The 25993-nt window shown below is 71.9% G+C and carries 27 protein-coding genes and 1 pseudogene; 15 read left to right on the top strand and 13 right to left on the bottom strand.

Translation table 11 applies throughout. From position 1 onward, the window contains the following. Window positions 1-57: 57 nt before the first annotated feature. Window positions 58-1455, top strand: a complete 1398-nt coding sequence (lpdA, locus tag AERO9AM_RS07910; protein ID WP_159575646.1) for a dihydrolipoyl dehydrogenase — start codon at window positions 58-60, stop codon at window positions 1453-1455. A gap of 81 nt (window positions 1456-1536) precedes the next feature. Here the strand turns inward: lpdA and AERO9AM_RS07905 are convergent, their stop codons facing one another. The 6 genes from AERO9AM_RS07905 to AERO9AM_RS07880 form a co-directional block, all read right to left on the bottom strand. Further along, entirely contained in the window at window positions 1537-2676 is a 1140-nt protein-coding gene (locus tag AERO9AM_RS07905) for an FAD-dependent oxidoreductase (protein WP_159575645.1), read from the bottom strand. Further along, window positions 2663-3403 (bottom strand): methyltransferase domain-containing protein, encoded by a 741-nt coding sequence (locus AERO9AM_RS07900; RefSeq protein WP_159575644.1) that lies wholly within the window; start codon window positions 3401-3403, stop codon window positions 2663-2665. The genes AERO9AM_RS07905 and AERO9AM_RS07900 overlap by 14 nt, the downstream gene beginning before the upstream one ends. Beyond that, window positions 3393-4547, bottom strand: a complete 1155-nt coding sequence (locus AERO9AM_RS07895) for a type III polyketide synthase (protein ID WP_201298607.1) — start codon at window positions 4545-4547, stop codon at window positions 3393-3395. The genes AERO9AM_RS07900 and AERO9AM_RS07895 overlap by 11 nt, the downstream gene beginning before the upstream one ends. 84 nt (window positions 4548-4631) lie before the next feature. Next, window positions 4632-5246: a CYTH domain-containing protein gene (locus AERO9AM_RS07890; RefSeq protein WP_159575643.1), complete on the bottom strand. Its 615-nt coding sequence runs from the start codon at window positions 5244-5246 to the stop codon at window positions 4632-4634. Beyond that, the gene (locus tag AERO9AM_RS07885) at window positions 5239-5451 is read right to left on the bottom strand and encodes a response regulator (RefSeq protein ID WP_159575642.1); all 213 of its coding nucleotides are present in this window, start codon (window positions 5449-5451) and stop codon (window positions 5239-5241) included. The genes AERO9AM_RS07890 and AERO9AM_RS07885 overlap by 8 nt, the downstream gene beginning before the upstream one ends. Before the next feature lie 40 nt (window positions 5452-5491). Then, on the bottom strand, window positions 5492-5962 hold the full coding sequence (locus AERO9AM_RS07880; RefSeq protein ID WP_159575641.1) for a prepilin peptidase: 471 nt from the start codon (window positions 5960-5962) through the stop codon (window positions 5492-5494). Between the two features lie 149 nt (window positions 5963-6111). Here AERO9AM_RS07880 and AERO9AM_RS07875 point away from each other — a divergent pair, with 149 nt between their 5' ends. Beyond that, window positions 6112-7005, top strand: a complete 894-nt coding sequence (locus tag AERO9AM_RS07875; protein WP_159575640.1) for a DUF72 domain-containing protein — start codon at window positions 6112-6114, stop codon at window positions 7003-7005. Window positions 7006-7115: 110 nt separating this feature from the next. Here AERO9AM_RS07875 and AERO9AM_RS07870 read toward each other — a convergent pair whose 3' ends face one another. The 3 genes from AERO9AM_RS07870 to AERO9AM_RS07860 all read right to left on the bottom strand — a co-directional run bounded on the left by AERO9AM_RS07870 (window position 7116) and on the right by AERO9AM_RS07860 (window position 9014). Further along, the gene (locus tag AERO9AM_RS07870) at window positions 7116-7748 is read right to left on the bottom strand and encodes a UdgX family uracil-DNA binding protein (RefSeq protein WP_159575639.1); all 633 of its coding nucleotides are present in this window, start codon (window positions 7746-7748) and stop codon (window positions 7116-7118) included. 7 nt (window positions 7749-7755) lie between these two features. Continuing rightward, window positions 7756-8610 carry a Rieske 2Fe-2S domain-containing protein gene (locus AERO9AM_RS07865; RefSeq protein WP_201298606.1) on the bottom strand — a complete coding sequence of 285 codons (855 nt, stop codon included), beginning with the start codon at window positions 8608-8610 and terminating at the stop codon, window positions 7756-7758. A 113-nt stretch (window positions 8611-8723) separates the two neighbouring features. Next, window positions 8724-9014, bottom strand: coding sequence for a DUF1905 domain-containing protein (locus AERO9AM_RS07860; RefSeq protein WP_159575638.1), 291 nt, complete (start codon window positions 9012-9014; stop codon window positions 8724-8726). A 120-nt stretch (window positions 9015-9134) separates the two neighbouring features. Between AERO9AM_RS07860 and AERO9AM_RS07855 the strand changes: the two genes are divergently transcribed. The 3 genes from AERO9AM_RS07855 to AERO9AM_RS07845 all read left to right on the top strand — a co-directional run bounded on the left by AERO9AM_RS07855 (window position 9135) and on the right by AERO9AM_RS07845 (window position 15108). Beyond that, the gene (locus tag AERO9AM_RS07855; protein ID WP_236602535.1) at window positions 9135-9926 is read left to right on the top strand and encodes a hypothetical protein; all 792 of its coding nucleotides are present in this window, start codon (window positions 9135-9137) and stop codon (window positions 9924-9926) included. After that, the gene (locus AERO9AM_RS07850; protein WP_236602534.1) at window positions 9923-11506 is read left to right on the top strand and encodes a DNA polymerase Y family protein; all 1584 of its coding nucleotides are present in this window, start codon (window positions 9923-9925) and stop codon (window positions 11504-11506) included. The genes AERO9AM_RS07855 and AERO9AM_RS07850 overlap by 4 nt, the downstream gene beginning before the upstream one ends. 101 nt (window positions 11507-11607) lie before the next feature. Then, the gene (locus tag AERO9AM_RS07845) at window positions 11608-15108 is read left to right on the top strand and encodes an error-prone DNA polymerase (protein WP_442923280.1); all 3501 of its coding nucleotides are present in this window, start codon (window positions 11608-11610) and stop codon (window positions 15106-15108) included. A 72-nt stretch (window positions 15109-15180) separates the two neighbouring features. Here AERO9AM_RS07845 and AERO9AM_RS07840 read toward each other — a convergent pair whose 3' ends face one another. Together AERO9AM_RS07840 and AERO9AM_RS07835 are read right to left on the bottom strand one after the other, a co-directional pair. After that, on the bottom strand, window positions 15181-15558 hold the full coding sequence (locus AERO9AM_RS07840) for a hypothetical protein (RefSeq protein ID WP_159575635.1): 378 nt from the start codon (window positions 15556-15558) through the stop codon (window positions 15181-15183). A 54-nt stretch (window positions 15559-15612) separates the two neighbouring features. Continuing rightward, window positions 15613-16134, bottom strand: coding sequence for a flavin reductase family protein (locus AERO9AM_RS07835; RefSeq protein ID WP_159575634.1), 522 nt, complete (start codon window positions 16132-16134; stop codon window positions 15613-15615). 133 nt (window positions 16135-16267) lie between these two features. Here AERO9AM_RS07835 and AERO9AM_RS07830 point away from each other — a divergent pair, with 133 nt between their 5' ends. From AERO9AM_RS07830 to AERO9AM_RS07810, 6 genes and pseudogenes are all read left to right on the top strand, one after another. Further along, window positions 16268-16615: a hypothetical protein gene (locus AERO9AM_RS07830; RefSeq protein WP_159575633.1), complete on the top strand. Its 348-nt coding sequence runs from the start codon at window positions 16268-16270 to the stop codon at window positions 16613-16615. A gap of 43 nt (window positions 16616-16658) precedes the next feature. Further along, window positions 16659-16745 (top strand): annotated as a pseudogene (locus AERO9AM_RS17675) (GyrI-like domain-containing protein); the annotation flags it as partial. 105 nt (window positions 16746-16850) lie between these two features. Beyond that, a complete protein-coding gene (locus tag AERO9AM_RS07825; protein WP_159575632.1) occupies window positions 16851-18287 on the top strand; it encodes an amino acid permease in 1437 nt (478 codons plus the stop codon). A 102-nt stretch (window positions 18288-18389) separates the two neighbouring features. After that, window positions 18390-18938, top strand: coding sequence for a type 1 glutamine amidotransferase domain-containing protein (locus AERO9AM_RS07820; protein ID WP_159575631.1), 549 nt, complete (start codon window positions 18390-18392; stop codon window positions 18936-18938). 90 nt (window positions 18939-19028) lie between these two features. Beyond that, on the top strand, window positions 19029-19502 hold the full coding sequence (locus AERO9AM_RS07815; protein ID WP_159575630.1) for a carboxymuconolactone decarboxylase family protein: 474 nt from the start codon (window positions 19029-19031) through the stop codon (window positions 19500-19502). A 17-nt stretch (window positions 19503-19519) separates the two neighbouring features. Continuing rightward, window positions 19520-19894: a UBP-type zinc finger domain-containing protein gene (locus AERO9AM_RS07810; RefSeq protein ID WP_442923254.1), complete on the top strand. Its 375-nt coding sequence runs from the start codon at window positions 19520-19522 to the stop codon at window positions 19892-19894. Between the two features lie 103 nt (window positions 19895-19997). Here AERO9AM_RS07810 and msrA read toward each other — a convergent pair whose 3' ends face one another. Next, the gene (msrA, locus tag AERO9AM_RS07805; RefSeq protein ID WP_159575628.1) at window positions 19998-20555 is read right to left on the bottom strand and encodes a peptide-methionine (S)-S-oxide reductase MsrA; all 558 of its coding nucleotides are present in this window, start codon (window positions 20553-20555) and stop codon (window positions 19998-20000) included. Then, a complete protein-coding gene (gene msrB, locus AERO9AM_RS07800) occupies window positions 20552-21034 on the bottom strand; it encodes a peptide-methionine (R)-S-oxide reductase MsrB (RefSeq protein WP_159575627.1) in 483 nt (160 codons plus the stop codon). The genes msrA and msrB overlap by 4 nt, the downstream gene beginning before the upstream one ends. Before the next feature lie 412 nt (window positions 21035-21446). Here msrB and AERO9AM_RS07795 point away from each other — a divergent pair, with 412 nt between their 5' ends. From AERO9AM_RS07795 to AERO9AM_RS07780, 4 genes are all read left to right on the top strand, one after another. Then, complete coding sequence (locus AERO9AM_RS07795) at window positions 21447-22520, top strand: LacI family DNA-binding transcriptional regulator (protein WP_159575626.1); 1074 nt, start codon at window positions 21447-21449, stop codon at window positions 22518-22520. A gap of 175 nt (window positions 22521-22695) precedes the next feature. Beyond that, a complete protein-coding gene (locus AERO9AM_RS07790) occupies window positions 22696-23940 on the top strand; it encodes an MFS transporter (protein WP_236602533.1) in 1245 nt (414 codons plus the stop codon). A 31-nt stretch (window positions 23941-23971) separates the two neighbouring features. Next, window positions 23972-24757 carry an alpha/beta hydrolase gene (locus AERO9AM_RS07785; RefSeq protein ID WP_159575624.1) on the top strand — a complete coding sequence of 262 codons (786 nt, stop codon included), beginning with the start codon at window positions 23972-23974 and terminating at the stop codon, window positions 24755-24757. Beyond that, the gene (locus AERO9AM_RS07780; RefSeq protein ID WP_159575623.1) at window positions 24754-25956 is read left to right on the top strand and encodes a GDSL-type esterase/lipase family protein; all 1203 of its coding nucleotides are present in this window, start codon (window positions 24754-24756) and stop codon (window positions 25954-25956) included. The genes AERO9AM_RS07785 and AERO9AM_RS07780 overlap by 4 nt, the downstream gene beginning before the upstream one ends. The last annotated feature ends 37 nt before the right edge of the window (window positions 25957-25993 follow it).

Here is a 25993-nt window from a genome sequence, read left to right as displayed (position 1 = left end):
GGATCCGGCCTGCGGACGCCCGCCCGGGGCTGGGCCGCCGAACGGTAGGCTGAGGGTATGCCACACTACGACGTCGTCATCCTCGGCGCTGGCCCCGGCGGCTACGTCGCCGCCGTCCGCAGCGCCCAGCTCGGCCTGTCCACCGCGATCATCGAGGAGAAGTACTGGGGCGGCATCTGCCTCAACGTGGGGTGCATCCCCTCGAAGTCGCTTCTCAAGAACGCCGAGATCGCCCACACGTTCACCCACAAGGCCGACTTCTTCGGCATCTCCGGTGACGTGCACTTCGACTTCGGTGCGGCGTTCGACCGCAGCCGCAAGGTCGCGGAGACCCACGTCAAGGGCATCCACTTCCTGATGAAGAAGAACAAGGTCACCGAGTACGAGGGTCGCGGCACCTTCACCGGCCCGAAGTCGATCTCCGTCGCCAAGGCGGACGGGTCGACCGAGGAGGTCACCTTCGACAACGTCATCATCGCGACCGGGTCCACGGTCCGCCTGCTGCCGGGCGTCCAGCTCAGCGACAACGTCGTCACCTTCGAGGAGCAGATCCTCACCCGTGAGCTGCCCGAGTCGATCGTCATCGTCGGCGCCGGCGCGATCGGCATGGAGTTCGGCTACGTGCTGGCCAACTACGGCGTCAAGGTCACCATCATCGAGTTCCTCGACCGCGCCCTCCCCAACGAGGACGTCGAGGTCTCCAAGGAGATCCAGAAGCAGTACAAGAAGCTCGGCATCGACATCCTCACGTCGACCGCGGTCAAGACCGTGACCGACAACGGCGACTCCGTGCACGTCACCTACGAGACCCGCGACGGTCAGCCCGGCGAGATCACCGCCGGCAAGGTCCTGATGTCGGTCGGCTTCGCTCCCCGCGTCGACGGCTACGGCCTGGAGAACACCGGCGTGAAGCTCACCGAGCGCGGCGCCATCGACATCGACGACCACATGCGCACGAACGTCGAGGGCATCTACGCCATCGGCGACGTGACCGCCAAGCTGCAGCTCGCCCACGTGGCCGAGGCTCAGGCCGTCGTCGCCGCCGAGACCATCGGCAAGGCCGAGACGATGACGCTGGGCGACTACCGCATGATGCCGCGCGCGACGTTCTGCCAGCCGCAGGTCGCCAGCTTCGGCCTCACCGAGGAGCAGGCGCGCGCCGAGGGGCGCGAGATCAAGGTCGCCAAGTTCCCGTTCAGCGCGAACGGCAAGGCGAACGGCCTGGGCGAGCCGGTCGGCTTCGTCAAGCTGATCGCCGACGCCGAGCACCTCGAGCTCATCGGCGGCCACCTGATCGGGCCCGACGTGTCCGAGCTGCTTCCCGAGCTGACCCTGGCCCAGAAGTGGGACCTCACGGCGCTCGAGGCCGCCCGCAACGTGCACACGCACCCGACGCTGTCGGAGGCGCTGCAGGAGGCGTTCCACGGCCTGGCGGGCCACATGATCAACCTCTGACCGGATCCGGTCGGACCAGGGGCCGGTCACGCATCGCGCGTGGCCGGCCCTCGTCGTCCGCGCTCAGAGGGTCATCCGCGCTCAGAGGCCGCGCATCGTGACCAGGCCCGCAGCCCAGGGACGCAGCGGCGCCGTGCCGAGGGCGCGGATGAGGGTCTCCCGTGCGCGCGCCGCCGGCACCGGCGCCGGGGCGCCCATCGACATGTAGAACGCACTGCGCCGCTGGGCGGCACGAGCCGCGCGCACCGTCGCGCGCGCGTAGTCGCCGAGCTCGGCGTCCCGGCGCGCCAGGGCCGTGCCCAGCGCCCTCGCCAGGCGGCCGGCGTCCATCCAGCCGAGGTTCATGCCCTGGCCCCCGATCGGGCTGATCTCGTGCGCGGCGTCGCCGAGCACGGCGATCCTGCCCCGCACCGGGGTGCGGACGAGATGCTGCGCCGCAAGGAAGGACACCGGCACGACGTCGGGCCCGAGCGCCGTGTCCGTCCCCGTGCGCGCGCGGATCGCGGCGCCGAATCCGTCCGCCGTGGTGAGGTCCTCCCCCTCGACGGTGCGCACGACCCAGCGCCGCAGACCGCCCGGAAGCGGGAACGACTCGACCAGTCCCCCCGGACCGCAGTGCAGCAGCGCCCTGGACCCGGCCGTGGGATCCGGCACGTCCGCCATCGCGTACCGGGCCCTGCCGGCGCGGCGCCGCCACCCCAGACCGAGCTCGGCGCGCAACCCGCTGCGCACGCCGTCCGCGAGCACGGCGAAGGCGGCCGTGAGCTCGCGGCGCCGGGCGCCGACGTCGACCCGCAAGCGCACGAAACCGCCCTCGTCGCGCACCCCGTGCACCGTGCAGCCGGCCCGCAGGGCCGTCGGCGACACCTCGTCGAGCCGCCCCCGCAGCAGGGCGTGCGTGCGCTGCTGCGGCAGCACCAGCACCGGCCGCTCGGCGGGGAACGAGAGCGAGGCGAGCACCCTCCCGCGGCTGAGCACGTCGCCACCGGCCAGCGCCAGCGCCCCGGCGCGGACGGCGGATCCGATCCCCGCACGGTCGAGCACGGCGAGGCCCGGCGGGTGGATCCCGATCGCCCGGCTGCGGGGATCCTCCCCCTCCCGCTTCTCGCAGACCACCACGTCGACGCCGTCCTGGGCGAGCAGGCAGGCCAGCAGCAGCCCCACGGGACCTGCCCCGACGATGACGACCTCGTGGTCGAGCACCGGGTCAGGAGGCGCCATCGTCCTGTTCCCAGCGCAGCTGCAGCCGGGACGGGAAGCCGCCCCGGACCACCCAGCCCGGCGGGGCGATCATCGCGAGCTCCGTGACGGTGTACGAGCGGCGGATGCTCGTCAGCCCGTCCTCCCGGATAAAGGATCCGGAGAGCAGAGTGCGGGCGAACGGCCACGTCCCCGCCGCGAACGCCACATAGCCGAACCGGCTGCGGGCGATGTCGTGATGCGCGACGAGGCCGTGCGGCGCGACCAGCGCGCGCGTGGTCGCGAGCATCTCCGCGAGGCCCTCGTCGTCCAGGTGGTGCAGCACGTGGTTCGACAGCACGATGTCGAACCTCTCTCCGCGCTCCGCCAGATCCGCCGCCGAGGCGCAGCGGTACGCGACGCCGGCGCCGCCGTCGTGCGCGCGGGCCCATGCCACCGCGCGCGGGTCGATGTCGAGCGCCGTGATCCCCGCATCGAGGCGGTCCCGGCGCAGACGCGCGGCGAGCGCCCGGCACAGATCGCCGCCGCCCGCGCCGACGTCGAGGATGCGCAGAGGCGCCCCTGCCGCCGACCGGCGGCGCCGGGCACGCGGTCGCACGTCCGCACGGTAGAGCGCCCCCGGACGCGAGACGACGGCGTTGACCGCGCCGAAGCGCCGGTACGTGCGCTCCAGCGTCTGCGGATCCGCGTCGGGGTCGTCCATGAGTTCGCGGACGTCCGCCGCGCGCGCGGAGAGGTCAGCGCCCATCGCCCTCTGCGCCGACCACGGTCATCAGCGCGCTCTCCGCCGTCAGGCCGGGACCGAACGCCATCGCCGAGACGCGGTCGCCGTCGCGCGCGCCCTCCTCCTCGAGGATGCGCCGCAGCACGAACAGCACCGTGGCGCTGGACATGTTGCCGTTGCGCCGCAGCGTCTCCCGCGCGGGGTGCAGCTGCGCATCGCTGAGTGACAGCCGCTCCTGGACCCGGTCGAGGATGCTGCGCCCTCCGGGATGGATCGCCCAGTGCCGCACCCGCTCGCCGATCGCGCCGTCCTGGTACGGGGTGCTGAGCTCCCCGGCGTACAGCGGGCGCAGCGCCTCGACGATCGTCTCGCCGATGATCTGCGGGACGCCCGTGGACAGGATCATCTCGAAGCCGCGGTCGCCGATCGTCCACGCCATGTCCTTCTCCCCCTCGGGGGCGATCGCGGTGTGGAAGCGGTCCAGCTGCAGGCCCGGCTTCGCGGACGGACGTGCCGTGACGATGCCGGCGGCCGCCCCGTCGGCGAAGAGCGAGGAGGCGACGATCACGTCCGGGTCGTCCGAGGAGCGCAGGTGCAGCGTGCAGAGCTCGACGCTGACGACCAGCACGACGGCATCCGGATCCGCGGCGCAGAACTGGCTCGCCGCGCGCAGCGCGGGCATCGAGGCGTAGCACCCCATGAAGCCGAGGTGATAGCGCTGCACCGCGTCGGAGAGGCCCAGGGCGCGCACGATCTCGTACTCCGGGCCCGGGGCGTGGAAGCCGGTGCAGGACACCGTGATCACATGGGTGACGTCGGCCGGGCCGATCTCGGGGTCGGCGTCGAGGGCGGCACGCGCGGCGGCGACGAACAGGCGGCGCGCCTCGCGCACGTAGATCTCGTTGCGGACGCCGGTGGCGGGCGACAGCAGCCTGCCGCTGGACCGGTCGAAGAAGACGGGATCCGCCCCGGTGTCGGCGAGGGTGAGCTCTTCGAGCACGGTGCGGCGCGTGTCGATGCCGGATCCGTCGAAGGATGCGGTCACGATGCGCCGCGCGAGCCGGGACAGCTCCGGCTGCGCCGCGAACACATCGCGCACCTCGTTCTGGTGCAGGACCGTGTCCGGCACGACCGTCTGCAGGGACCTCAGCACCGCGGGGCTGCTCATGGTGCCCACTCAAGCACGCCCCTGGCACCGTCGGAAGGGTCTTGCGGATCCTCGTCCGCCTCTGGCAGGCCCGCCGGATCCGGCTCAGAATCCGAGCGCGCGGCCCAGCTTCGAGCCCGACGGCGACGGACGCCCTCCTGCGGCGGCCACCGCCCGCTCCACCGCCTGGAAGAACACGCTCCGGCCGGCCGCGTCCGAGGGCGCCGCAGGGCCGAGCTCCATCTCCCATTCGCGCCACTCGCGCTGCACGCCCTGACGCAGGTCGGTCGCCCGGACGCGGTCGTCGACGAACTCGGCGACCACACCGCCGGGGCCGGTGAGCAGATACGCGGTGCGGTCGTTCTCGATGCGGGCGAGCGGCAACAGCGGCTCCGTCGTCCACTGCGCGACGACCTCGGCGACCTGCGGCGGCATCTCCTCGGACGGTCCCAGCGGCCAGCCCAGCTCGACCCGCCCGTCCCCCGTGCGAGGGCCCTTCACGTGCCAGCCCTCGTCCGGCCCGCCGGTGCGGCGCCGCAGCGCCACGCCTGCACGGGCGAGGTCTCCGGCCGCGGTGTCGAAGTAGCGCGCGTCCAGAGCGCGGGCCTCGCCCGCCGTCACCGCCTCGACGCCCGGGACCCCGTCCCACGACGGCAGCAGGGTGCTGCCGTCGACGTCGTACTTGCGCTCGATCTCGAGGGTGCGCGACGGTTCAGACATCCGCGGGGTTGAGGTCGTCCTGGGAGCCCTGGTACCAGTAGTCGGTCTGGGTGGGGCCGTCGTGCTCACCCGTGTGGGTCGGCTCGCCGCGCTTGTTGTACACGAGCAGCGTCTCGCTATAGGGGATCGCGATCTCGTCGTCCGCCGATCCGATGGGGATGATCTGCCCGTCCAGCGGGCCGCCGTGAAGCCGTGCGAGTGCCATGGGATCACCCTAATCCCCCGGCGTCGCCCCCGGCGCGCGGTCACGCCGCGGCGACCCCGAGCGCGCCGCCGAGGATCATCCACGGTCCGAACGCGATGGGGGTCGAGCCCGTTGCGCGGCGCAGGAGGATGAGGGCGAGCGCGTACCCGGCGCCGAGCACGAACGCGGCCGCCGCGCCGACGGCGAGCGCCTGCCACCCGTGCCAGCCGAGCACCACTCCGATGAGGGCGGCGAGCTTCACGTCGCCGCCGCCCATCCCGCCGCGGCCGAGGGCTCGCAGCAGCGCGTAGAAGCCGCCGAGCAGCAGCATGCCCCACAGCGCGCCGAGCATCCGCGAGCCCATCTCCGCGAACAGCGCCCCGGCGAGCGCGAGCAGCAGCGCACCCGCGAGGGCCGGCAGCACGATCCGGTCGGGAAGCCGGTGCGTGCCGATGTCGAGGACGATGAGCCAGGCGCCGATCCCGAGCAGGGCGACATGCGCCAGCACGACGACGATGCCCGCGAGATCCATGCAGGCCACCCTCCCAGATCCGCCGAACGTGCATGGCGGGCCTGTGGATAAGGGCGCGGTGCCGGGCCGGCGTCGACGCCGGACCCGCCGCCGTCAAGGGGCTCGGACGTCCGGCCTCCCCGCAGTACCGTCGCAGCGAGGGGGTCGGCATGCCTGCAGAGCACACCCGCGCGGAGGAGCGACGGGATCCGCACCGCACCGGTCGCGTGCGTGTGGGCGTGTCGGGCTGGCGCTACGCGCGCTGGCGCGGCGACTTCTACCCGAAGGGGCTGCCGCAGCGGCGTGAGCTGGCGTACATCGGCGAGCACTTCTCCACTCTCGAGCTGAACGGGACGTTCTACTCGCTGCAGCGGCCGTCCAGCTTCCGCGCGTGGGCAGACAGCGTGCCCGAGGACTTCCTCTTCGCGGTCAAGGGCTCGCGCTACGTCACGCACATGCTCCGGCTGCGCGACGCGGACACCGCGCTGGCCAACTTCTTCGGATCCGGGGTGCTCGCCCTCGGCGCCCGTCTCGGACCGATCCTGTGGCAGCTCCCCGAGCGCCTCTCCTTCGACCGCGCCCTGCTGGCCTCCTTCCTGGCGGCGCTGCCGCGCTCGACCGGGGAAGCGCTCGCACTCGCGCGCCGTCACGATGAGCGCCTGTCCGGCAGGGAGTGGCTCGCCATCGACGCCGACGCACCCCTGCGGCACGCGTTCGAGCCGCGCTCCGCGTCCTTCGCCGCGCCCGAGAGCGTCGAGCTCCTGCGGCAGCACGGGGTCGCGCTCGTCGTCGCCGACACCGCCGGCCGATGGCCGCGGTTCCACGATCTCACCGCCGATTTCGTCTACGTCCGCCTGCACGGCGCGGAGGATCTCTACCGCAGCGGCTACCGTCCGGCCGAGCTGCGGGGCTGGGCCGACGACATCCGCGGTTGGGCGGACGGCACGGGCGACGGCCGGCCTCGCGATGTGTACGCGTACTTCGACAACGACGCGCTCGGGCATGCACCCCACGACGCCGAGGCGCTGGCCGCGCTGGTCGGCGACGCGCCCGCCCGGCGTTGAGCGCCGGTCCTCGACGGCTCCGCGTCGGCACGTCACGAGATCCCGCCGGATCCCGCCTTCGGCCACCGGTCCCGCCGATCCCGCCGGCTTCCCGACGACCGGCGGACGGATCAGGCGACGACGTCGTGCGCCCGGCGCAGATCGTCCGCGAGGCCGCGCCGGCCGCGCGCGCGATCCTCCGCCTCGCGCAGCCGCAGCAGGCTGGACGGATGCACCGTCACGAGCACGGGAGAGGCCGAAGGGCCGGCGGATTCCTGGATCCGTCCGCGTTCCTCGCCGATCCTCACGGTCCGGTTCAGCAGCGCGCGGGCGGCGGTGGCGCCCAGCGCGACGATCACCCCGGGCCGCACCGCGGCGATCTCCGCCTCCAGCCAGGGCCGGCACGCGACGATGTGCGCGACGGCGGGCTTCTCGTGGATCCGCCGCTTGCCCCGGTGCTCGAAGCGGAAGTGCTTGACGGCGTTCGTGAGATACACCTCGTCCTCGGCGATCCCGGCCTCGTCGAGCACCTCGGTGAGCAGCCGCCCCGCGGGCCCGACGAACGGCTCGCCGCTCAGGTCCTCACGGTCCCCCGGCTGCTCGCCGACGAGCATCATCCGGGCCGACGCGGATCCGCGCGAGAACACGACCTGCGTCGCGTCGCGCCACAGCTCGCAGCCGTGACAGCCCGTCGCCGCCGCGCGCAGATCCTCGATCCCGCCGTCGGGCGGGACCCAGGGGCGCGCATCCTCGGTCTCCGGCATGATGCGCTCAGGCGGAGCGGAGCAGGATCCGCCCGTCCTCGACCTTCGCCTCCCAGCGCGGCTGCGGCACGCTGGCGGGCCCGCGACGGACCGCGCCGTCCTCGACGCGGAACCTGCTGCCGTGCCACGGGCAGGTGATGCACCCGTCCGCCCCCAGCTCGCCCTCGTCCAGCGGTCCACCGGCATGCGTGCAGACGGCGGAGATCGCGTGCAGCCGGGCGCTGATGCGCATGAGCAGCACCGGGACGTCGTCCACCATGACCCGCGTCCGCGCCCCCTCGGCCAGCTCGGCGTCGGCGCCGACGTCGGTCCAGCGCCGCACCGTCGGCTGGAAGGCGGTGTGGTTGACGCCGGTGCCGCGCACGAGCGACAGGTGGCCGCCGAGATACGACGAGCCGAGGGTGAGCCCGAGCCCCAGCAGGCTGAGCACCGCACCCGCTCCGTGGTGTCCGCGGCGCCGCACGAACCAGGACGTGATCTGCAGGGTGGAGGCGGTCGCGTTCGCGGCAGCGTGGATGAGCCCGACCCGCTTGGCCGGTCCGTACATCGCCGACCAGTCGGAGGCGCCCGCGGCGGCCGTCGGCGCGGAGGCGAGGATGCCGAGCCCGACGAGGCGGCGCGAGGCGGCCGGATCCGCACCGGTGAGATCCAGCACGGTGGCCGCGCCCCAGGCGCCGATCGGCAGGTCGGTGAGCATCGGATGCGCCTGGTGGCCGAGCCAGGATCCGGAGAGCGCGTTCTTCACGGCCGGGGAACGGGTCGCGGCGTCCACCCAGCCGCTGAGCTTCTCCGCCGCGGGATCGAGCCCTCTCGTCTTCCCGATCTTGCGGATCAGGGACTGCATCGCCGCTGTCACTCGCATGGGATCCCTCCTGTGCACCGTGTCTCGGAGTCTCCTGTCTACCCGCGAGGTCGACGAGGATCAACGGCTTGACAGACGGCACCGCAGGAGGCAGTCGCCCCGCGCCGCGGCGGTCAGAGATCGAGGATCTCGAGGTCGACGAGGATGGTGTCGCCCTCGCCGAAGCCCTCGGCCTCGCGCACCGCCCGCTTGAGCGGCAGGACGTAGACGCTGCCGTTGTAGAAGATCGAGGTGCGCCAGCGGGTCAGGCCGATCCGCGCCTGCACGCGCAGCGAGGAGAAGCCGCGCGGCGGCGCGGGCAGCTCGTGGATCTCGGCCGACAGCTCCTCCGGAACGGAGGCGAAGAACCAGGAATCGGTGCGCGCGGCCCACCGCCACACGTCGCTGTCGAACTCGATCCGCATGGGTTCACCGTAGCCCGCGTCCCGGGATCCGCGTCGATTCGGCCATGTCGGATGTACGGATTATCGTCATCCATGCCGTTGCAGTATTCGAAGAGATATTCGAGAATGGAGTGCATGGGGATGGCTCTCGGTTCCATGATCGCCCCCGCCGCCGACACCGACGACCGGGTCGCGGATGTGCTGCGCCTGCGCCGGGAGATCACCCGGATGCAGCGCCGGCGCAGCGATCTGCCGCTGATCCCGGTGCCCTCGGCGCTCGAGCCGATCCTCCCCGAAGGCGGACTGCAGGTCGGGACCGCGTACTCCCTCTCGCCCTCCCCCGGGCTCATCGGCGCGCTGCTCGCCGGCGCCTCCCGCACCGGCGCCTGGTGCGCCGCCATCGGGATGCCCACCCTGGGCGTGGAGGCGCTGGCCGGGCACGGCGTGGAGCTGGACCGGCTCCTCCTCGTCCCCGCCCCGGGCGCCCGCTGGCTCGCGGTCGTCTCGGCGCTGAGCGAGGTGATCCCGCTCATCGCGGTCCGCCCCTCATCCGCGGTCCGTGAGGCGGAGCTGAGCCGGCTACACGCCCGGCTGCGCGACCGCGGCTGCACGCTGCTCGTGGTCTCCCCTGCGGCCTGGCCGCAGAGCGAGGGGTCGATCCGCGTGCACGACCCGCACTGGCAGGGACTCGGCGACGGCTGGGGCGCGCTGGAGGAGTGCGAGGTGACGGTCACCGCGCACACCCGGCGCTCCCCCATGCCGCAGAGCGTGCGCGTGCGGCTGCCGGGAGCCCACGGCACGATCGAGCCGGTCTCCCCGGCCGCGCCCCGGCTCGTCCCGCTCCCCTCGGTGCGCGAGGACCGGCGCCCGTCCTCGCCGCCCGAGGCCCGCCGGTCCGCCGAGGCGCGCCAGCTCCTGGCGGTGGCCGGATGAGCGCCCCGATGCAGAAGCCGGTGCGGGTGATCGTGCTGTGGTTCCCCGACTGGCCGCTGCACGCGGCACTGGGAGCCGAGGCTGCGGCGCCCGCGGCGATCCTGCACGCCAACCGCGTCGTCGCCTGCAGCGCTGCGGCGCGCGCACAAGGGGTGCGGATCGGGCAGCGTCGCCGCGAGGCGCAGGGGCTGGTGCCGAGCCTGCGGATCGTGCCCGCGGATCCGGCACGGGACGAACGCGCGTTCCTCCCCGTGCTGCGGCTGATCGAGGCGCAGGCCCCCGGCGTGCAGCTGCTCCGCCCCGGACTCGCCCTGCTCCGCGCCCGCGGGGTCGCCCGCTTCCACGGCGGCGAGGAGGAGGCGGCCCGCGCCCTGCACGCCCTGCTCGCCGCGTCGGGGCACCCCGATGTGCGGATCGGGATCGCGGACGGCCCGTTCACCGCGGAGCTCGCCGCACGCGGGGCGGATCCGGTGCTCGTGGTCGGCGCGGGGGCGTCCGCGGCGTTCCTCGCCCCGCTGCCCGTGCAGGCGCTGCAGGATCCGGAGGTGACCGGGCTGCTGCTCCGCCTCGGCGTGCGCACCCTGGGTGAGCTCGTCACCCTGGGTGCGGCCCGCCTGCGGGAGCGCTTCGGCGAGCACGGGGCGCGTCTGCACGCGCTGGCGGCGGGAGCGGATTCCCGTCCGGTCGTGCCGCGGCCTCCGGATCCGGAGCTCGCCGCGGAGGTCGAGTTCGAGGCGCCTCTGAGCCAGTCCGACCAGATCGCCTTCGCCGTGCGGCAGAGCGCGGACGCCGTGATCCTCGCGCTCGCCAAGGCCTCGCTGGTGTGCACGGAGGTGCGGATCGACCTCACGGACGACGACGACGGCGTGACCTCGCGCACCTGGCTGCATCCGACCTGCTTCGAGGCCACCGACCTCGTCGACCGGGTGCGCTGGCAGCTGGAGTCGCTGGCCTCCGCCGCAGCCGGCGACGACGACGAGGCGCACCGCTTCCGCGGCATCGTGCGGGTGCGGATCGCCCCGGTCGCCGTCGACGACGCCGCCCACCATCAGCCGGGCCTTTTCGGCTCCGGCACCGACGAACGGCTGCACCACGCCGTCTCCCGGGTGCAGACCCTGCTCGGGCACGAGGGTGTGGTCACCGCGGTCGTCGCCGGAGGGCGCCTCATCGCCGACCGGCAGCAGCTCACCCCCTGGGGCGAGCGGGCGGTTCCGGCACGTCCCGCCGACCAGCCCTGGCCGGGGCAGCTGCCGGATCCGCTGCCCGCGGAGGTGTTCACCCCGCCCCGGCCGATCTCGGTGACCGCGGCCGACGGCACCCCGGTCACCGTCGACGCACGCGGACTGCTCAGCGCGCCGCCGGCGGCGGTGGACTCCTGCGCGGTGCGGTCCTGGGCGGGGCCCTGGCCGGTGCGGGACCGGCGTGGGGATCCGGCCGGCGCGCTCCGCGGCGAGCGCCTGCAGCTCGTCGACGAGCAGGACAGGGCGTGGCTCGTGCTGCATGTGGACGACCGCAGAGGCGGGGCCGGTGCCGGTGCCGCCTCGGACGGATGCTGGCTGGCGGAGGGGAGGTATCACTGATGGGCTTCCACAACCCGGACATGTCCTGGTCGGCGCTCGAGCGCACTCTCAGCGGCAAGGAGCCGCTGCATCAGCAGATCGCCGTGGACGCCCCGTCCCGGATGCACAAGCGTCCGCCGATCCGGCTGGGCCCGATCCGACGCCCCGCCGACGCCGTGCCCTACGCCGAGCTGCATGCGCACTCCTCGTACTCGTTCCTCGACGGGGCGTCCTCCCCCGAGGACCTCATCGCCGAGGCGCAGCGGCTGGGGCTCACCGCCCTCGCGATCACCGACCACGACGGCTTCTACGGCGCCGCGGCCTTCGCCGAGGCCGCCGAATCCCTTCTCGCCGCGGAGAAGAACGCCGAGACCGGCGGAGCGGGGGCCGGTGAGACCGGCGGAGCGGACACGGGAAGGACCGGCGGAGCGGGGGCCGGCGAGTCCGGCGGAGCGGGCACGGGGGCGGCGGACGCAGAGCCCTCCGGTCCGCCGCTGCAGACGGTGTTCGGCGCGGAGCTGTCGCTCCCCGGTCCCGGCCAGGACGCCCCGGGCCCTCGCGGAAGACGGCGACCGCCCCCGGAGCGCCGCGGCCTGCCGGATCCGCTCGGCGAGCACCTGCTCGTGCTCGCCCGTGGCGAGGAGGGCTATCACCGTCTGTCGGCCGCGATCACCGAGGCGCAGCTGCGCGGCGGCGAGAAGGGGCGGCCGTTCTACGACATCGAGTCCCTCGCGAACCGTGCCGAGGGGCACTGGACCATCCTCACCGGCTGCCGCAAGGGCGCCGTCCGCTCCGCACTCGAACGGGAGGGCCCCGAGGGTGCGGAGCGGGCACTGCGCACCCTCGTCGACCTGTTCGGCACGGACCGGGTCGCCGTCGAGCTCATCGACCACGGCGACCCGCGGGACACCCGCCGCAACGACGTCCTCGCCGATCTCGCCGCCCGGTACCGGCTGCCCGTGGTCGCCACGAACAACGTGCACTACGCCACGCCCGACCGGGCCGAGCTCGCCGAGGCGATCGCCGCGGTGCGCGCCACCCGCAGCATGCGCGAGCTCGAGGGCTGGCTGCCGGCGCACGGCTCGGCGCACCTGCGCTCCGGCGCGGAGATGACGGCGCGCTTCGCCCGTTACCCGGGAGCCATCGCGCACGGCCTGGAGATCGCCGAGGCGTGCGCCTTTCCGCTGCGGCGCGCCAAGCCGGCTCTGCCCACGATGGTCGTGCCCACCGGCGAGACCCCGATGAGCCATCTGCGCGCGCTGGTCTGGGCGGCGGTGCCTTCGGTCTATCCGGACGGCACCCCCAAGCAGCTCAGCGCCGAGGGCCGCGCCCGCATCGCCCGCGAGCTGGATGTGATCGAGGAGAAGGACTTCCCCGGCTACTTCCTCATCGTGCACGGGATCGTAGACGAGGCGAAGCGTCGCGGGATCCTCTGCCAGGGCCGGGGATCCGCCGCCGCGAGCGTCGTGTGCTACCTGCTCGGCATCACCGCGGTGGATCCGATCCTGTACGGGCTGCCCTTCGAGCGCTTCCTCGCCACCACCCGCACCGAGGAGCCCGACATCGACGTCGACTTCGACTCGGGCCGGCGCGAGGAGATCATCCAGTGGGTGTACGACACCTACGGCCGGGAGAACGCGGCGCAGGTCGCGAACGTGATCCAGTACCGCCCGAAGAACGCGGTGCGGGACATGGCGCGGGCTCTCGGGCACTCCCCCGGCCAGCAGGACGCCTGGTCGCGCCAGGTGGAGCGCTGGGGGCTGGACCTCAGCCCCGTCCCCGATCACGACATCCCGGAGCAGGTGGTCGCCTACGCCGACGAGCTGCTGCGCGCACCCCGCCATCTGGGGATCCACTCCGGCGGCATGGTGCTGACCCGCCGGCCGGTCGGCGAAGTCGTGCCCGTGGAGCACGCCCGCATGGACAAGCGCACCGTCATCCAGTGGGACAAGGATGCGGCGGCGTGGATGGGGCTGGTGAAGTTCGACCTGCTCGGGCTCGGGATGCTCTCCGCGCTGCGGCACTGCTTCGACCTGGTCCGCGAGGCCACCGGCGAGGAGTGGACGCTGGACTCCCTGCCGAAGGAGGAGCCGGCGGTCTACGACATGCTCTGCCGCGCCGACACGATCGGGGTGTTCCAGGTCGAGTCCCGCGCGCAGATGGGGCTGCTCCCCCGCCTGCAGCCGCGGGAGTTCTACGAGCTCGCGATCCAGATCGCCCTCATCCGCCCCGGCCCCATCCAGGGAGGCGCCGTGCACCCGTTCGTGCGCCGCAAGCTCGGTCAGGAGACGGTCACCTACGCGCACCCGAAGCTGAAGCCGGTGCTCGAGCGCACCCTGGGCATCCCGGTGTTCCAGGAGCAGCTCATCCAGATGGCGACCACCCTCGGCGACTGCACCGCCGACGAGGCCGACACGCTGCGCCGCGCGATGGGATCCAAGCGCGGCCTGGAGAAGATCGAGAAGATCCGCGACAGCCTCTACGCCGGCATGCGCCGGCACGGGCTGGACGAGGAGACCTCCGACCGCATCTACGCGCAGATCCAGGCGTTCTCCGACTTCGGCTTCGCGGAGTCGCACTCGCTCTCCTTCGCGCTGCTCGTGTACGCGAGCTCCTGGCTCAAGCTGCACTACCCCGCGGCGTTCCTCGCGGGCCTGCTCCGCTCCCAGCCCATGGGCTTCTACTCCGCCGCGACCCTCACCGGCGACGCCCGGCGGCACGGAGTCGAAGTGAAGCGTCCGGACATCCGGCTGTCGGGCGCGACCGAGACCCTCGAGCCGGTGGACCCCGCGATGACCGGGCTCACGGGCCTGGACGCCTGCGCCCATCAGCTTCCGGCCCGGCCCCCGGGTGTGAAGCCGGATCCCTTCGACCCGAAGGCTCCGGACGAGACCCTGGCGCACCGGCGGGACGGCCGCTTCGCCGTGCGCCTGGGCCTCGCGGGCGTCACCGGTATCGGCGAGAAGACGGCGGAGCGGATCGTGGCCGAGCGCGACGCTCGGGGGCCGTACCGCGACCTGAACGACCTCGTGCGGCGCACCGATCTCACCGCGACCCAGGTGGAGTCCCTCGCCACCGCCGGGGCCTTCGACTCCCTCGGACTGCAGCGGCGCGAGGCGATCTGGCTGGCCGGATCCGCTGCGGAGGACCGCGCCCGCTACCTGCCGGACACGGTCGTCGCCGTGCAGCCGCCGCTGTTCGGCGATCAGACCAGCTACGAGCTCCTCACCGCCGACCTCTGGGCCACCGGGGTGTCCACCGACGACCATCCGCTCGCGCATTTCCGGCCGGAGCTGGATGCGCGGGGCGTGCTCACCTCCTCCGCGCTGCGCACCCACGAGAACGGCCGCCGGGTGGAGACGGCGGGCCTGGTGACGCACCGGCAGCGTCCGTCCACGGCGGGCGGAGTCACCTTCCTCAACCTGGAGGACGAGCACGGACTGGTGAACGTCATCTGCACCCAGGGGGTGTGGCTGCGCTATCGCCGGATCGCGCGGGAGTCACCCGCGCTGATCGTGCGCGGCATCCTGGAGCGCTCCCCGGAAGGGGTCACCAACCTGCTCGCCGACGCGTTCGAAGCGCTGCAGGTGGGCGTGCCGCACCACTCCCGGGACTTCCAGTGACGGCCGATCCGGCTGCCCCCACGGCCCTCGACGCGAATGCGGCCCGCCGCGGGAATCCGCGCCCACCCGCGCTCACCAGAAGCGCGGCGCCTCCTCCTGCGGCGGACGGTCCGTGCCGCCCCAGATCGCGGCCTGCGCCTTCGCCGCGGCCGCCGCCTCCTCGGCGCCTTCGAGCGCGACGGCCGATCCGCGCAGGTCGACCGCCCCGCCGGGGACCGCATCGAGCGCGAGCTCGGTGACCGTGCCTTCCTCGGTCGCCAGCACCGTGCACGCCTCCACACGCCCGCGCCAGGGCAGGGTGCCGAGCTCGGGCAGCACCGAGCCGGGCACCCGGTAGACGACACCCGTGGTCAGGTCGCGGATCCGCACGGCACCGGCGTCCTCGTCGACCGCCACGACGCGCCCCACGCCGAGCGGCGCGGGCAGCGGCAGGATCAGGGTCACGGCCATGGCTCCACCTTCGTTCAGAACGGCCCTGCGGGCAAGCGCCGCCGGAAACCGCCGTCAGCCCTGCGCGGCTTCGGCGCTGGACGGGGCGAGGCTGGCGTAATGCCGGTCGACGTAGAGCAGGGGCGCGCCGGGGGTGCCCTCGATGACGTCGAGCACGTCGAGCAGCACGAGCGACGACGGACCGACGCGGTGCGTCTCCCGGATCGTGCCGCGCACGGCGACCCGGGCGGAGGGCAGGAACGGCTCTCCGGTGGGGAGGGTGCGGAACCCCTGCTCAGGCGTGAAGCGCGGCTGACCGGAGCGGGCGAACGCGTCCGCGATCGGCTCCTGCCCCGCCACGAGGAAGTGCACCAGTGCGCTGGGCGCGGCGAGGATCCCGCCCGCGCTGCCGGTGGCACGGGTGACCGAGAAGACGAGCACGGCGGGGTCGGCGCTCACCGATGCGACGCTCGAGAGCGTGAGACCGACGGGACCGTCCGGGGCGACCCCCGTCACAAGCGCCACGCCGGCGGGGTGGTGACGGAATGCCCCTTTGAACTTCTCGGTGACGTCCTCTTCCAGGCCGGAACTGCTCATCCTGCTTCTCTCTGTCGTTGCCACGGGCGCAGCATTCGCGCTCACCCTCCACGCTATGCCTGTTCCGGGGTCCTCGGCTCCGCTCCCGTCTCACTCGGTCATCGGCCGCGCAGCCTCGTGGCAGGCTGAGCCCATGGATGCTTTCGACGACGACGCGGTGATCCGCGAGCACGGCATGCCCTACAAGCTCGTCTACATCGCCGCCGTCCTGCTGCACACGCCTCTCCTCACACTCGGCGGCATCCTCGCGGGGATCAACATCTTCGTGCAGGCCGCCTGGCTGCTGCTGGCCTGGATGGGATCGGCGGCGCTCGGGATCTTCCTCTTCGGACTCGCCAAGGTCATGGACCACGACGACCTGCGCGGACTGCCCGGATCCGGAAAGGCCTTGATGTGGGGCGTGTTCGCCATGGTCGTGGGAGCGGCGATGGGCGTCGGTGCAGTCGTGTTGTTCGAGCTCGGTCGCCCGAGCGGGGCGTGAGGTCTCCCGAGAACCGATGAGCCGGCCATGTCGGCACCCCGTGCATCATGAGATCTACCTCAGCGACGCCCGCCGAGTGGCCCCCGAGAAGCGCCGCACGATCCTCCGTCAGCCCGTCCTGCGCGGCTGATCCGTCAGGAGGCGGAACGGCCGCGACGCGCTGCACCACCTCTCCCCTTCCCTCACGACCCGCGGTACCGTGACGAAGGGGGAGCCCAGCGAAGGGCGGTACGAGATGAGCACGAACAGCACCGGCCCCCGGGGGATCTTCCGCCGGAAGCCGATCGAGCAGATCGAGGACGAGAACGAGGGCGGAGGCCTCACGCGGGCCCTGGGCCTGTGGCAGCTGACGGCGATCGGCGTCGGCGGCATCATCGGCGCCGGCATCTTCACGCTGGCCGGCGAGGTCGCGCACCAGACGGCGGGCCCTGCCGTGCTGATCTCGTTCCTCATCGCGGGCGTCGCGAGCGCGGCGGCGGCGCTGTCCTACGCGGAGTTCGCCGGGATGATCCCGAAGGCCGGGTCCGCGTACACCTACGGCTACGCCGTACTCGGCGAGTTCGCCGGGTGGTTCATCGGGTGGGATCTGCTGCTGGAGTACACCGCCATCGTCGCCGTGGTGGCGATCGGCATCTCGGGCTACATCGGGTTCCTGGTCACCCAGCTCGGCGTGCAGCTGCCGCAGTGGATGCTCGGGGCCGCGGGCACGGGGCCGGGCCGCGTGATCGACGTCTTCGCGGTGCTGCTCTGCCTGCTCACCGCCTTCGTGCTGACCCGCGGCATCCGCAGCGCCGCCCGATTCGAGTTCGTCGCGGTCGGCGTCAAGGTGCTGATCGTGGTGCTGATCATCGTGCTCGGCGTGTTCCACATCGACGCGGCGAACTATCACCCCTACTTCCCGTTCGGGTTCGGCGGCGTGATGACGGGCGCCGCGACGGTCTTCTTCGCGGTGTTCGGCTACGACGCGATGAGCACGGCCGCCGAGGAGTCCAAGGACGCACGTCGGCACATGCCGAAGGCGATCCTGCTCTCGCTCGCCATCGCGATGGTGCTCTACGTGCTCGCGACCCTGGTGCTGACCGGCATGCAGAACTATCGCGACATCGATCCGAAGAGCGGCTTCGCGAACGCCTTCGCGGCAGCGGGCCTCGGCGGAGCCGCGAACATCATCGCCGTCGGTGCGATCGTCGGCATCATCACGGTGCTGTTGACGTTCATGCTCGGAGTCACCCGGGTGTGGTTCTCGATGAGCCGCGACGGACTGCTGCCCGCGTGGTTCGCGAAGACCAGCCCGAAGCACCACGTGCCCACGCGGGTGACGTGGATCGTCGGCATCGCCTCGGCCATCCTGGCCGGCGTCGTGCCGATCTCCACGGTCGCCGAGCTCACCAACATCGGGATCCTGCTTGCGTTCGTGGTGGTCTGCGCGTCGGTGATCGTGCTCCGTTACCGGCACCCCGAGATCCCCCGGCGGTTCCGCCTGCCGCTGATGCCTGTGGTTCCGGCGATCGGGGTCGTGGCATCCCTGTGGCTGATCTCGTATCTGCACTGGGAGACCTGGGTGCGCTTCGCCGCATGGTTCCTGATCGGCCTGGTGGTCTACTTCGCGTATTCGAAGCGGCACTCTCTGCTCGCTCCCGACAGCCCTCGGCACCGGAACGACGCGCCCTAGCATCCGCGTCCGCGTCTGGCCAGCCCCTGGCGACGGCGCTCGTCGCCGGGGAGCTTCGTGATGCGGCCGGTCCCGGCCGCACCCCGGACGAAAGGACAGATGATGCCCCAGCTCGACGACAAGCGCGTGGCCTTCCTCGCAACGGACGGGTTCGAGGACAGTGAGCTCGTGAGCCCCTGGGAGGCGGTGACCTCGGCGGGTGCGAGCGCGACGATGGTCGCTCCTCGCGGCACCGAGATCACCGGCAAGCACGGTCATGTGCAGCCGGTCGACCGCTCGGCCGCCGACGCCTCGGCCGACGATTTCGACGCCCTGGTGCTTCCCGGTGGCGTCGTCAATGCGGATCATCTCCGCCTCGACGAAGCCTCGATCGCATTCGCCCGCTCGTTCTTCGAGCAGCACAAGCCGGTCGGCGTGATCTGCCACGGCCCCTGGATCCTGATCGAAGCGGGCGTCGTGGACGGGAGGAGGCTGACGAGCTATCCCAGCCTGGCCACCGACCTCCGCAACGCCGGAGCCGACTGGGTCGACGAGGAGGTCGTGGTGGATCAGGGCCTGGTCTCCAGCCGCACTCCGGATGATCTCCCCGCCTTCGACGCGAAGATCGTCGAGGAGTTCGGTGAGGGCCCGCACGAGGGCCAGACGGCCTGACCGCAGGGCCGCTGGACGCGCGTCGGGAACATCGCGAAGCGCGGTACGTTGATCTCGTCGAGCCAGATCGACTCGCACGAGAGGAACAGCATGCGCCCCTACCTGGACAAGGCGATCCCTGACGCGTGGAAGGCCGCGTCCGCGTACTCGGACGTCGTCGCCAGGGCGACGGCGGAGCTCGGTCTGACCACGGCCGAGGCGGAGTTCATCAAGGTGCGGGCATCGCAGCTCAACGCCTGCGCGTTCTGCCTCGACCTGCACGCGCGAGAATCCCGAGCCGCGGGCATCACGCAGCAGAAGCTCGACGTGCTGCCGGCCTGGCGGGAGTCCTCACTGTTCTCGGAGCGGGAGAAGGCGGTGCTCGCCATCGCCGAGGCCGCGACGCGGATGCCGCTCAGCGAGGACGCGGAAGCCGACCTCGCCGCTGCGCGCAGCGTGCTCGGCGACGAGGTCTTCGCCGCCGCGGAGTGGGTCGCCCTGACGATCAACATGTTCAACAGGGTGTCGATCCTGAGCAATCATCCGGTGCGTCCCCGCGACGCCGAAGGCAACCTCGTCCGCTGAGTGGCACGGAGATGACGATGATCCAGGGAATCGACCCGCAGCGACCGCCTTCCGGGCCTGGCTGCGTGGAATGCGAGCGTGACGGGGGCTGGTGGTTCCACCTGCGCCGCTGCGCGGAGTGCGGGCATGTCGGCTGCTGCGACGACTCCCTCGGCCAGCACGCCACCGCGCATGCCGGCCAGACCGGGCATCCGATCATCCAGAGCTATGAGCCGGGCGAGGACTGGTTCTGGGACTACCGGACCGAGCAGATGATCGACGGGCCCGAACTGGCACCGCCGCGCAGTCATCCCGCGGAGCAGTCGACCCCGGGACCGGAGGCCCGTGTTCCCGCGGACTGGCGGGAGCAGCTCCAGCGGGCCCGGGCTTCTCGCGACGGCCGTTCCGGCTGAGCGGATCCGCCCCCGCCACGTTCTCCGTCCGGGCGCCGGCGCGATCAGAGGACGACATCGGGCCCGCCGGATATCCGACGGGCCCGATGCCTGGACGATGCGGTTACGAGGCCGCGACCTCGTCCCGGCGCGGCAGCACCCAGCCTGCCCGCGGGAAGTGGCAGGTGTAGCCGTCCGGGTAGCGCACCAGGTAGTCCTGGTGCTCGGGCTCGGCCTCCCAGAACGGGCCGGCCGGCTCGATCGTGGTGACCGCTTTGCCGGGCCAAAGGCCCGAGGCGTCCACGTCGGCGATCGTGTCGCGCGCGACCTGCTCCTGCTCGGGGCTGAGCGGGAAGATCGCGGAGCGATAGCTGGTGCCGATGTCGTTGCCCTGGCGGTTGAGCGTGGACGGATCGTGGATCTGGAAGAAGAACGCGAGGATGTCGCGGTACGTCGTCTTCGACGGGTCGAAGACGATCTCGACGGCCTCGGCGTGCCCGGGGTGGTTCCGGTACGTGGCGTGGTCGTTGCTGCCGCCCGTGTATCCGACGCGGGTGCTGAGCACGCCGGGCTGGCGGCGGATCAGATCCTCGACGCCCCAGAAGCAGCCGCCCGCGAGGACGGCGGTCTCAGCGCCGGGGACCTGGGTGATGGATCCGGTGTCGGCGGGTCCGCTGGTCATGATGCGTTCTCCTCTGTGGTCTGGGGCGTGGCGGTCTCGAACAGTCCACGGTACGCGCCGTAGCCCTGCTCCTCGAGCTCGGCAGCCGGCACGAAGCGCAGCGCCGCCGAGTTCATGCAGTATCTCAGGCCTCCGGCGTCGCGCGGACCGTCGTCGAACACGTGCCCGAGGTGGCTTCCGGCGCCTGCCGAGATCGCCTCGGTCCGCACCATGCCGAACGTGCGGTCGGTCTTCGTCGTGACGGCATCCGGATCGATCGGCCGCGTGAAGCTCGGCCACCCGGTGCCGCTGTCGAACTTGTCCGTCGACGAGAACAGCGGCTGGCCCGAGACCACGTCGACGTAGATGCCGGGAGCGTGGTTGTTCCAGTACTCGTTGCGGAACGGCGGCTCGGTGCCGCCCTCCTGCGTCACCCGGTACTGATGCTCGGTCAGGGCGCTCAGCGCCTCGTCCGTGCGTCGGTAGTCGGTGGGGTTCATCGTGATGCTCCTCCTCTGGCGCCGCTGGCTGCGGCGTCATCAGGAAGAACGAGCGGGTGGCCCGTTTTGGTCCCGCGAAGCTGTGCGCGGACTGTGAGTTTGGGAGCCAGCACGAGCACGCGCATCAGGGGGCTGCGCGTGACGGAAGGCTCGCCTCGCCGCCCGTGCCGGCGCAGAGCCGTGTGCTCCTAGCGGCCGCCCCGGTTCCGGGTTGCGAGCGCGACGCGTACGAACGGCAGATCGGTGCGCGGGATCACCACGGTGACTGCGATCTCCGGTGTCAGCTGCGCCGTCCGGAGATCCACATGCCCTGAGCCTGGTTCATGGGGCCCGGGTGAGCAAGCCCCCCCTTCCTCTGGGCGCCGGGGAACTCGCCGCGCCGCCCCTATCCTGAAGAGGCGAGGAGGAGCGGATGGTCTCGAGTGATCCCGGCCCGGGTGGCACGCGGCGTGTGACGCTGACCGAGGTCGCGCGGCGTGCCGGCGTCTCCCGTTCTGCGGCGTCGTTCGCATTGAACGGCCGCACAGACCTGCGCATCTCCGAGGAGACCGCTGCGCGTGTCCGGCTCGCCGCGGAAGAGCTCGGCTACAGCCCCAACACCACGGCGAAGACCCTTCGCACCGGCAAGTCCGGCACCGTGGCGCTCGTCTCCGACTTCATCGGGACGACGTCGTTCGCGAACGCGATGGTGCGCGGCGCGTTGCAGACGCTTCGGGCCGAGAACACCCTTCTCTACACCGTCGACACGCAAGGCGACCCGGAGGTCGAGGCGACACTCCTGCAGAACCTGCGGGACCGGGACGTCGACGGCTTCCTGTACGCGTCGATGTTCACGCGCGAGGTCGAGATCCCTCCCCTGGCTCGGAACACATCACTGGTGCTGCTCAACTGCGTGTCCTCCGACGTGCCCGCGGTGATACCGGATGAGCGCTCGGCCGGTCAGACGGCCGCCTCGGCGCTCCTGGAAGCCGGCCATCGTGACGACATCTGGTTCATCGGCTCGTTCCCCCCGGGGTTCACGGGTGCCGCCGCGTGGAACGAGTGGAGCCCGCTCGCGCTCACCGAGCGGCTGGACGGGATCGAGGCGGCACTGCGCGCGGCAGGGGCCGCCCTCGCCGGAACGGTGCCGATCGACACCGACTGGGATGTCGAGAACGGCCGTGCCGCGGTGGCGCGCCTCCTCACGTCGGGCACCCGGCCCTCCGCGCTCATCTGCGCGAATGATGCGCTCGCCATCGGCGCCTATCACGCGCTTGCGGAGGCGGGGCTGAAGGTTCCGGACGACGTCTCGGTGATCGGGTTCGACGGCAGCCCCCTGATCCACGCCGTGCTGCCGCGGCTCACGTCTGTGGCGCTGCCCTATGAAGAGCTCGGCAGGGTCGCTGCTCGGATGCTCCTCGAGGGCGCATCGTCCTCTGCTCCCCACCGCATTCCGATGCCCCTCGTCCATGGTGGCTCCATCGCCGCTCCCGCCGACCGCCGCTGACCGGAGCGAGCCGGAGAAGGCCCGAATTGACAGGTGCTATACCCGTATAGCACCATGACTTGACGCGGATCCTCGAGGAGCGGGACCGCCACGGCTACGAAGGAGTAATCGCATGTTCACATCACCGTCCGGCAGAGGCTCTCTCAGTGCATGGTGGGTCGGATTCGTCTGCGGTATGGCCACGTTCGTCGACACGGGTGTGACGACGGGCATCCCGATCGCGCTGGTCCTCTTCCAGGCCTCTGCGCCGGGTCAGCCGGGGCTCACTCCGAACGACGTGGGCCTGCTCACCGGCATCCTCACCGCGGGCGTCGCCATCGGCTCGCTGCTCGGCGGCCGGCTCGGCGACCGCTGGGGGCGCCGCACGGTGTTCCTGCTGACCATGGCGGTCATCGTGCTCGGTGCAGCTGCTCCCCTTCTGGGTCTCGGCCTGCCCCTCCTCGTGATCGGGATCGCTCTGATCGGGATCGGCGTGGGCGCCGATCTGCCCGTGGCGCTCGCGACGATCGCGGAAGCCGCCGAGGATCGCAATCGCGGCAAGATCCTGGTGTTCTCCAATCTGCTCGGCGGTTTCGGCATCCTCCTCGCCGTCCTGCTGGCGATCAACGTCGGTGCCGCCGGCCCTCGCGGCGGGCTGATCATCTTCGGCGTGTTCGCTGCCATCGCCCTCGCCGTGCTGGTCCTGAGGCTCACCATCCCCGAGTCGGCCGCCTGGCGCATCGCGCGGGAGGAGCGTCGCGCGGGGATCCACACCGTGCGGGCCGAGCGCGGACGTCTCCGCGACTTCGGTCGTGCGGCCTACCGTCGCCCGTTCCTGACCCTCATCGGCTACTACACGCTCGCCGCGATGGCCACGAGCGTCGCAGGCAGCTTCGGCACGTTCGTCGCCGTCAACGTCTCCCACGCCTCGATCGCGGAGTACAACTCCTGGACGATCCTCGCGATGCCTGCAGCCGTCGTCGGCGCACTGTGGTTCATGGCAGTCGTCGACACCCGGCTGCGCATGTCGTACTACGTCGTCGGGGCCATCGGGGTCGTCCTGGCGAACCTGCTCCCCGTCGTCCTGAACTTCACGCTCCCGTCCATCATCATCGCCACCGTCGCCACGGTGTTCTTCGGCGCGTTCTGCTTCGAGACGATCATGAAGGTCTGGACGCAGGAGTCGTTCCCGACGATGCTGCGCGCCACGGCCCAGGGCACGATCTACGCCGTCTCCCGCTTCGCGACAGCCGCTCTCAACGTCGTCACTCCGAGCCTCGTGCTGCTCAACCCGAGCATGCTGTACATCGGCGTGTCCGTGCTCGCCGGAGCGGGGTTCCTCGTGGGTTGGCTCGGATTCCGTCGGCACACGCGCAACGAGTTCGATCTCGAGGCGGAACTCGTCACGTCCGCGGTCAAGACCGAGTCGGCGGCTGCATGATGCGCCCGCTCACGAGGAAGGCCGCCCTCCGATGAGGGTCGTCCCGTTCCAGACCCACGCGGACGGCTGCTGTCTGCGCGGCGCGCAGTACCTGCCGGACGGATCCGGGCCGTTCCCCACCGCGGTCCTCTTCCACGGCTTCGGAGCGACCCACGTCGAGTTCTCCTCCCTGTTCGTCGCGCTCGCGAGACGCCTCGCAAGCGCCGGCATCGCCGCCATCGCCTATGACCGGGCGGGGCACGGAGACAGCGACGGCGACTTCTACGACACCTCGGTGTCGCGGGATGTCCGTCATGCGCACGACGCTCTCGCCACGATCGCCGAACTGGATGCCGTCGACGCAGAGAACCTCCATCTCGTGGGGATGAGCCTCGGCGCCGTCATCGCCTCCGCGGTGGCTGCGGAGACCGACCTGCCGCTGCGTTCCCTCACGATGTGGTCCACCGCGGCGGTGTTCGCGGACGAGATCCGCGGGGGCACTCTGCAGGGCCGGTCGCTGGAACCGCTCGACACCCAGGGCTACTTCGACTTCCTCGGCATGCGTCTCGGACCGGCGATGCGCGACGACGCCCTGACCTTCGACGTCTACGGGCGAGCCGCGCGCTACCCCGGACCCGTGCGGCTGCTCCACGGAACGGACGACTTCGTCCCGGTGAGCTACGCCGAGCGCTACCTCGAGATCTACGGCGACCGCGCGGGCCTCATCGTCGTCGACGGAGCGGATCATGGCTGGGCGCAGGTGCCCCAGCGAGACATCCTGCTCTCGCGCACGACCGAGTTCATCGATGACCACACCCGGCGAACGGAGACAGAATGACCAGCACGGGCCACGGCAGCATCGTGTCGCTTCCGAGCGGCAGCGTCCGCGTGGAGGGCCACCTCGACCTGATCGAGACGGCGGACGGCGTCCGCCCGGTGCGCGTCCCCGTGCGCCACTGGGCGCACTTTCCTCCGAACGGGGAGATCCTGCGCGCCATGGCGTCGAACGCGAGCGGAGTGCGTCTGCGCGTCGACACCGAGGCCACGCGCCTGACCCTTCGCGCACGCTGCACGCGGATCCGGATCGGCGAGGCGGTGCGGCCGGGAGACAAGTTCGTCGTCCGGGTCGACGGGGTCACGGTCGCCGTCGCGGACGCACCTGACACGCAGACTCTCCGGATCTCGCCCACGGGTGACGACGCCACCGTCGATGTGCACACCGACATCTCCACGATCGAGTTCTCCCCGCTCCCCGCAGGCCGGAAGATCGTCACCGTCTTCCTGCCCCAGGGCATGACCGTCGACCTCGTCGACGTCGCCGGCGACGCGCCCGTGCTGGCCGCGCCCGCGAGCGACCGACCCGTCTGGCTGCACCACGGCAGCTCGATCAGCCACTGCGCCGAGGCCGAGCTGCCCACGAGCGTCTGGCCGGTGTTCGCCGCGGAGCTCGCCGACCTCGACGTCGTCAACCTCGGCTTCGGCGGCCAGTGCATGCTCGACCCGTTCGTCGCCGGTGCGATCGCCGCCGCGCCCGCGGACCTCATCTCGGTGAAGGTGGGCGTCAACATCGTCGGCGCACGGTCGATGGACCAGCGGACGTTCGTGCCCGCGCTGCACGGGTTCCTCGACCGGATCCGTTCCGGCCATCCCGACACCCCGATCGTGCTGTGCTCGTCGATCCTGTGGCCCGGCAGCGACGAGAGGCCCGGCCCCGCCGATGTGGAGTTCTTCGACGACGGCGGCATCCGCTGCTTCACCGCGGGAGATCCCGCCGACGTCGACCGGGGTGCCCTGACGCTCGCGGAGTCGCGCCGGCACATCGAGCACGTGGTCGAGGTCCGCCGCGCCGCGGGCGAGAACATCTCGTACCTGGACGGGCTCACGCTCTACGGTCCGGGTGACGTCGACCGGCACCCTCTTCCCGACTCGCTGCACCCCGACACGGCCCTGTACGAGGAGATCGCTCAGCGGTTCGCGCGCAGCGTGTTCGGGCAGGACGGCCTCTACCCGCGGACGGCGATCGGCCGCACGGCGTAGGGACCGATGCGGAAACGAGCGGGGAGCCTGCGGAGCG

The sequence above is a fragment of the Microbacterium sp. 8M genome (genome assembly GCF_902506375.1).
In the GTDB taxonomy this organism is placed as follows: domain Bacteria; phylum Actinomycetota; class Actinomycetes; order Actinomycetales; family Microbacteriaceae; genus Microbacterium.
The sequence above is the reverse complement of the archived record's forward strand: the minus strand, read 5'-3'. Positions and strand labels throughout refer to the sequence as shown.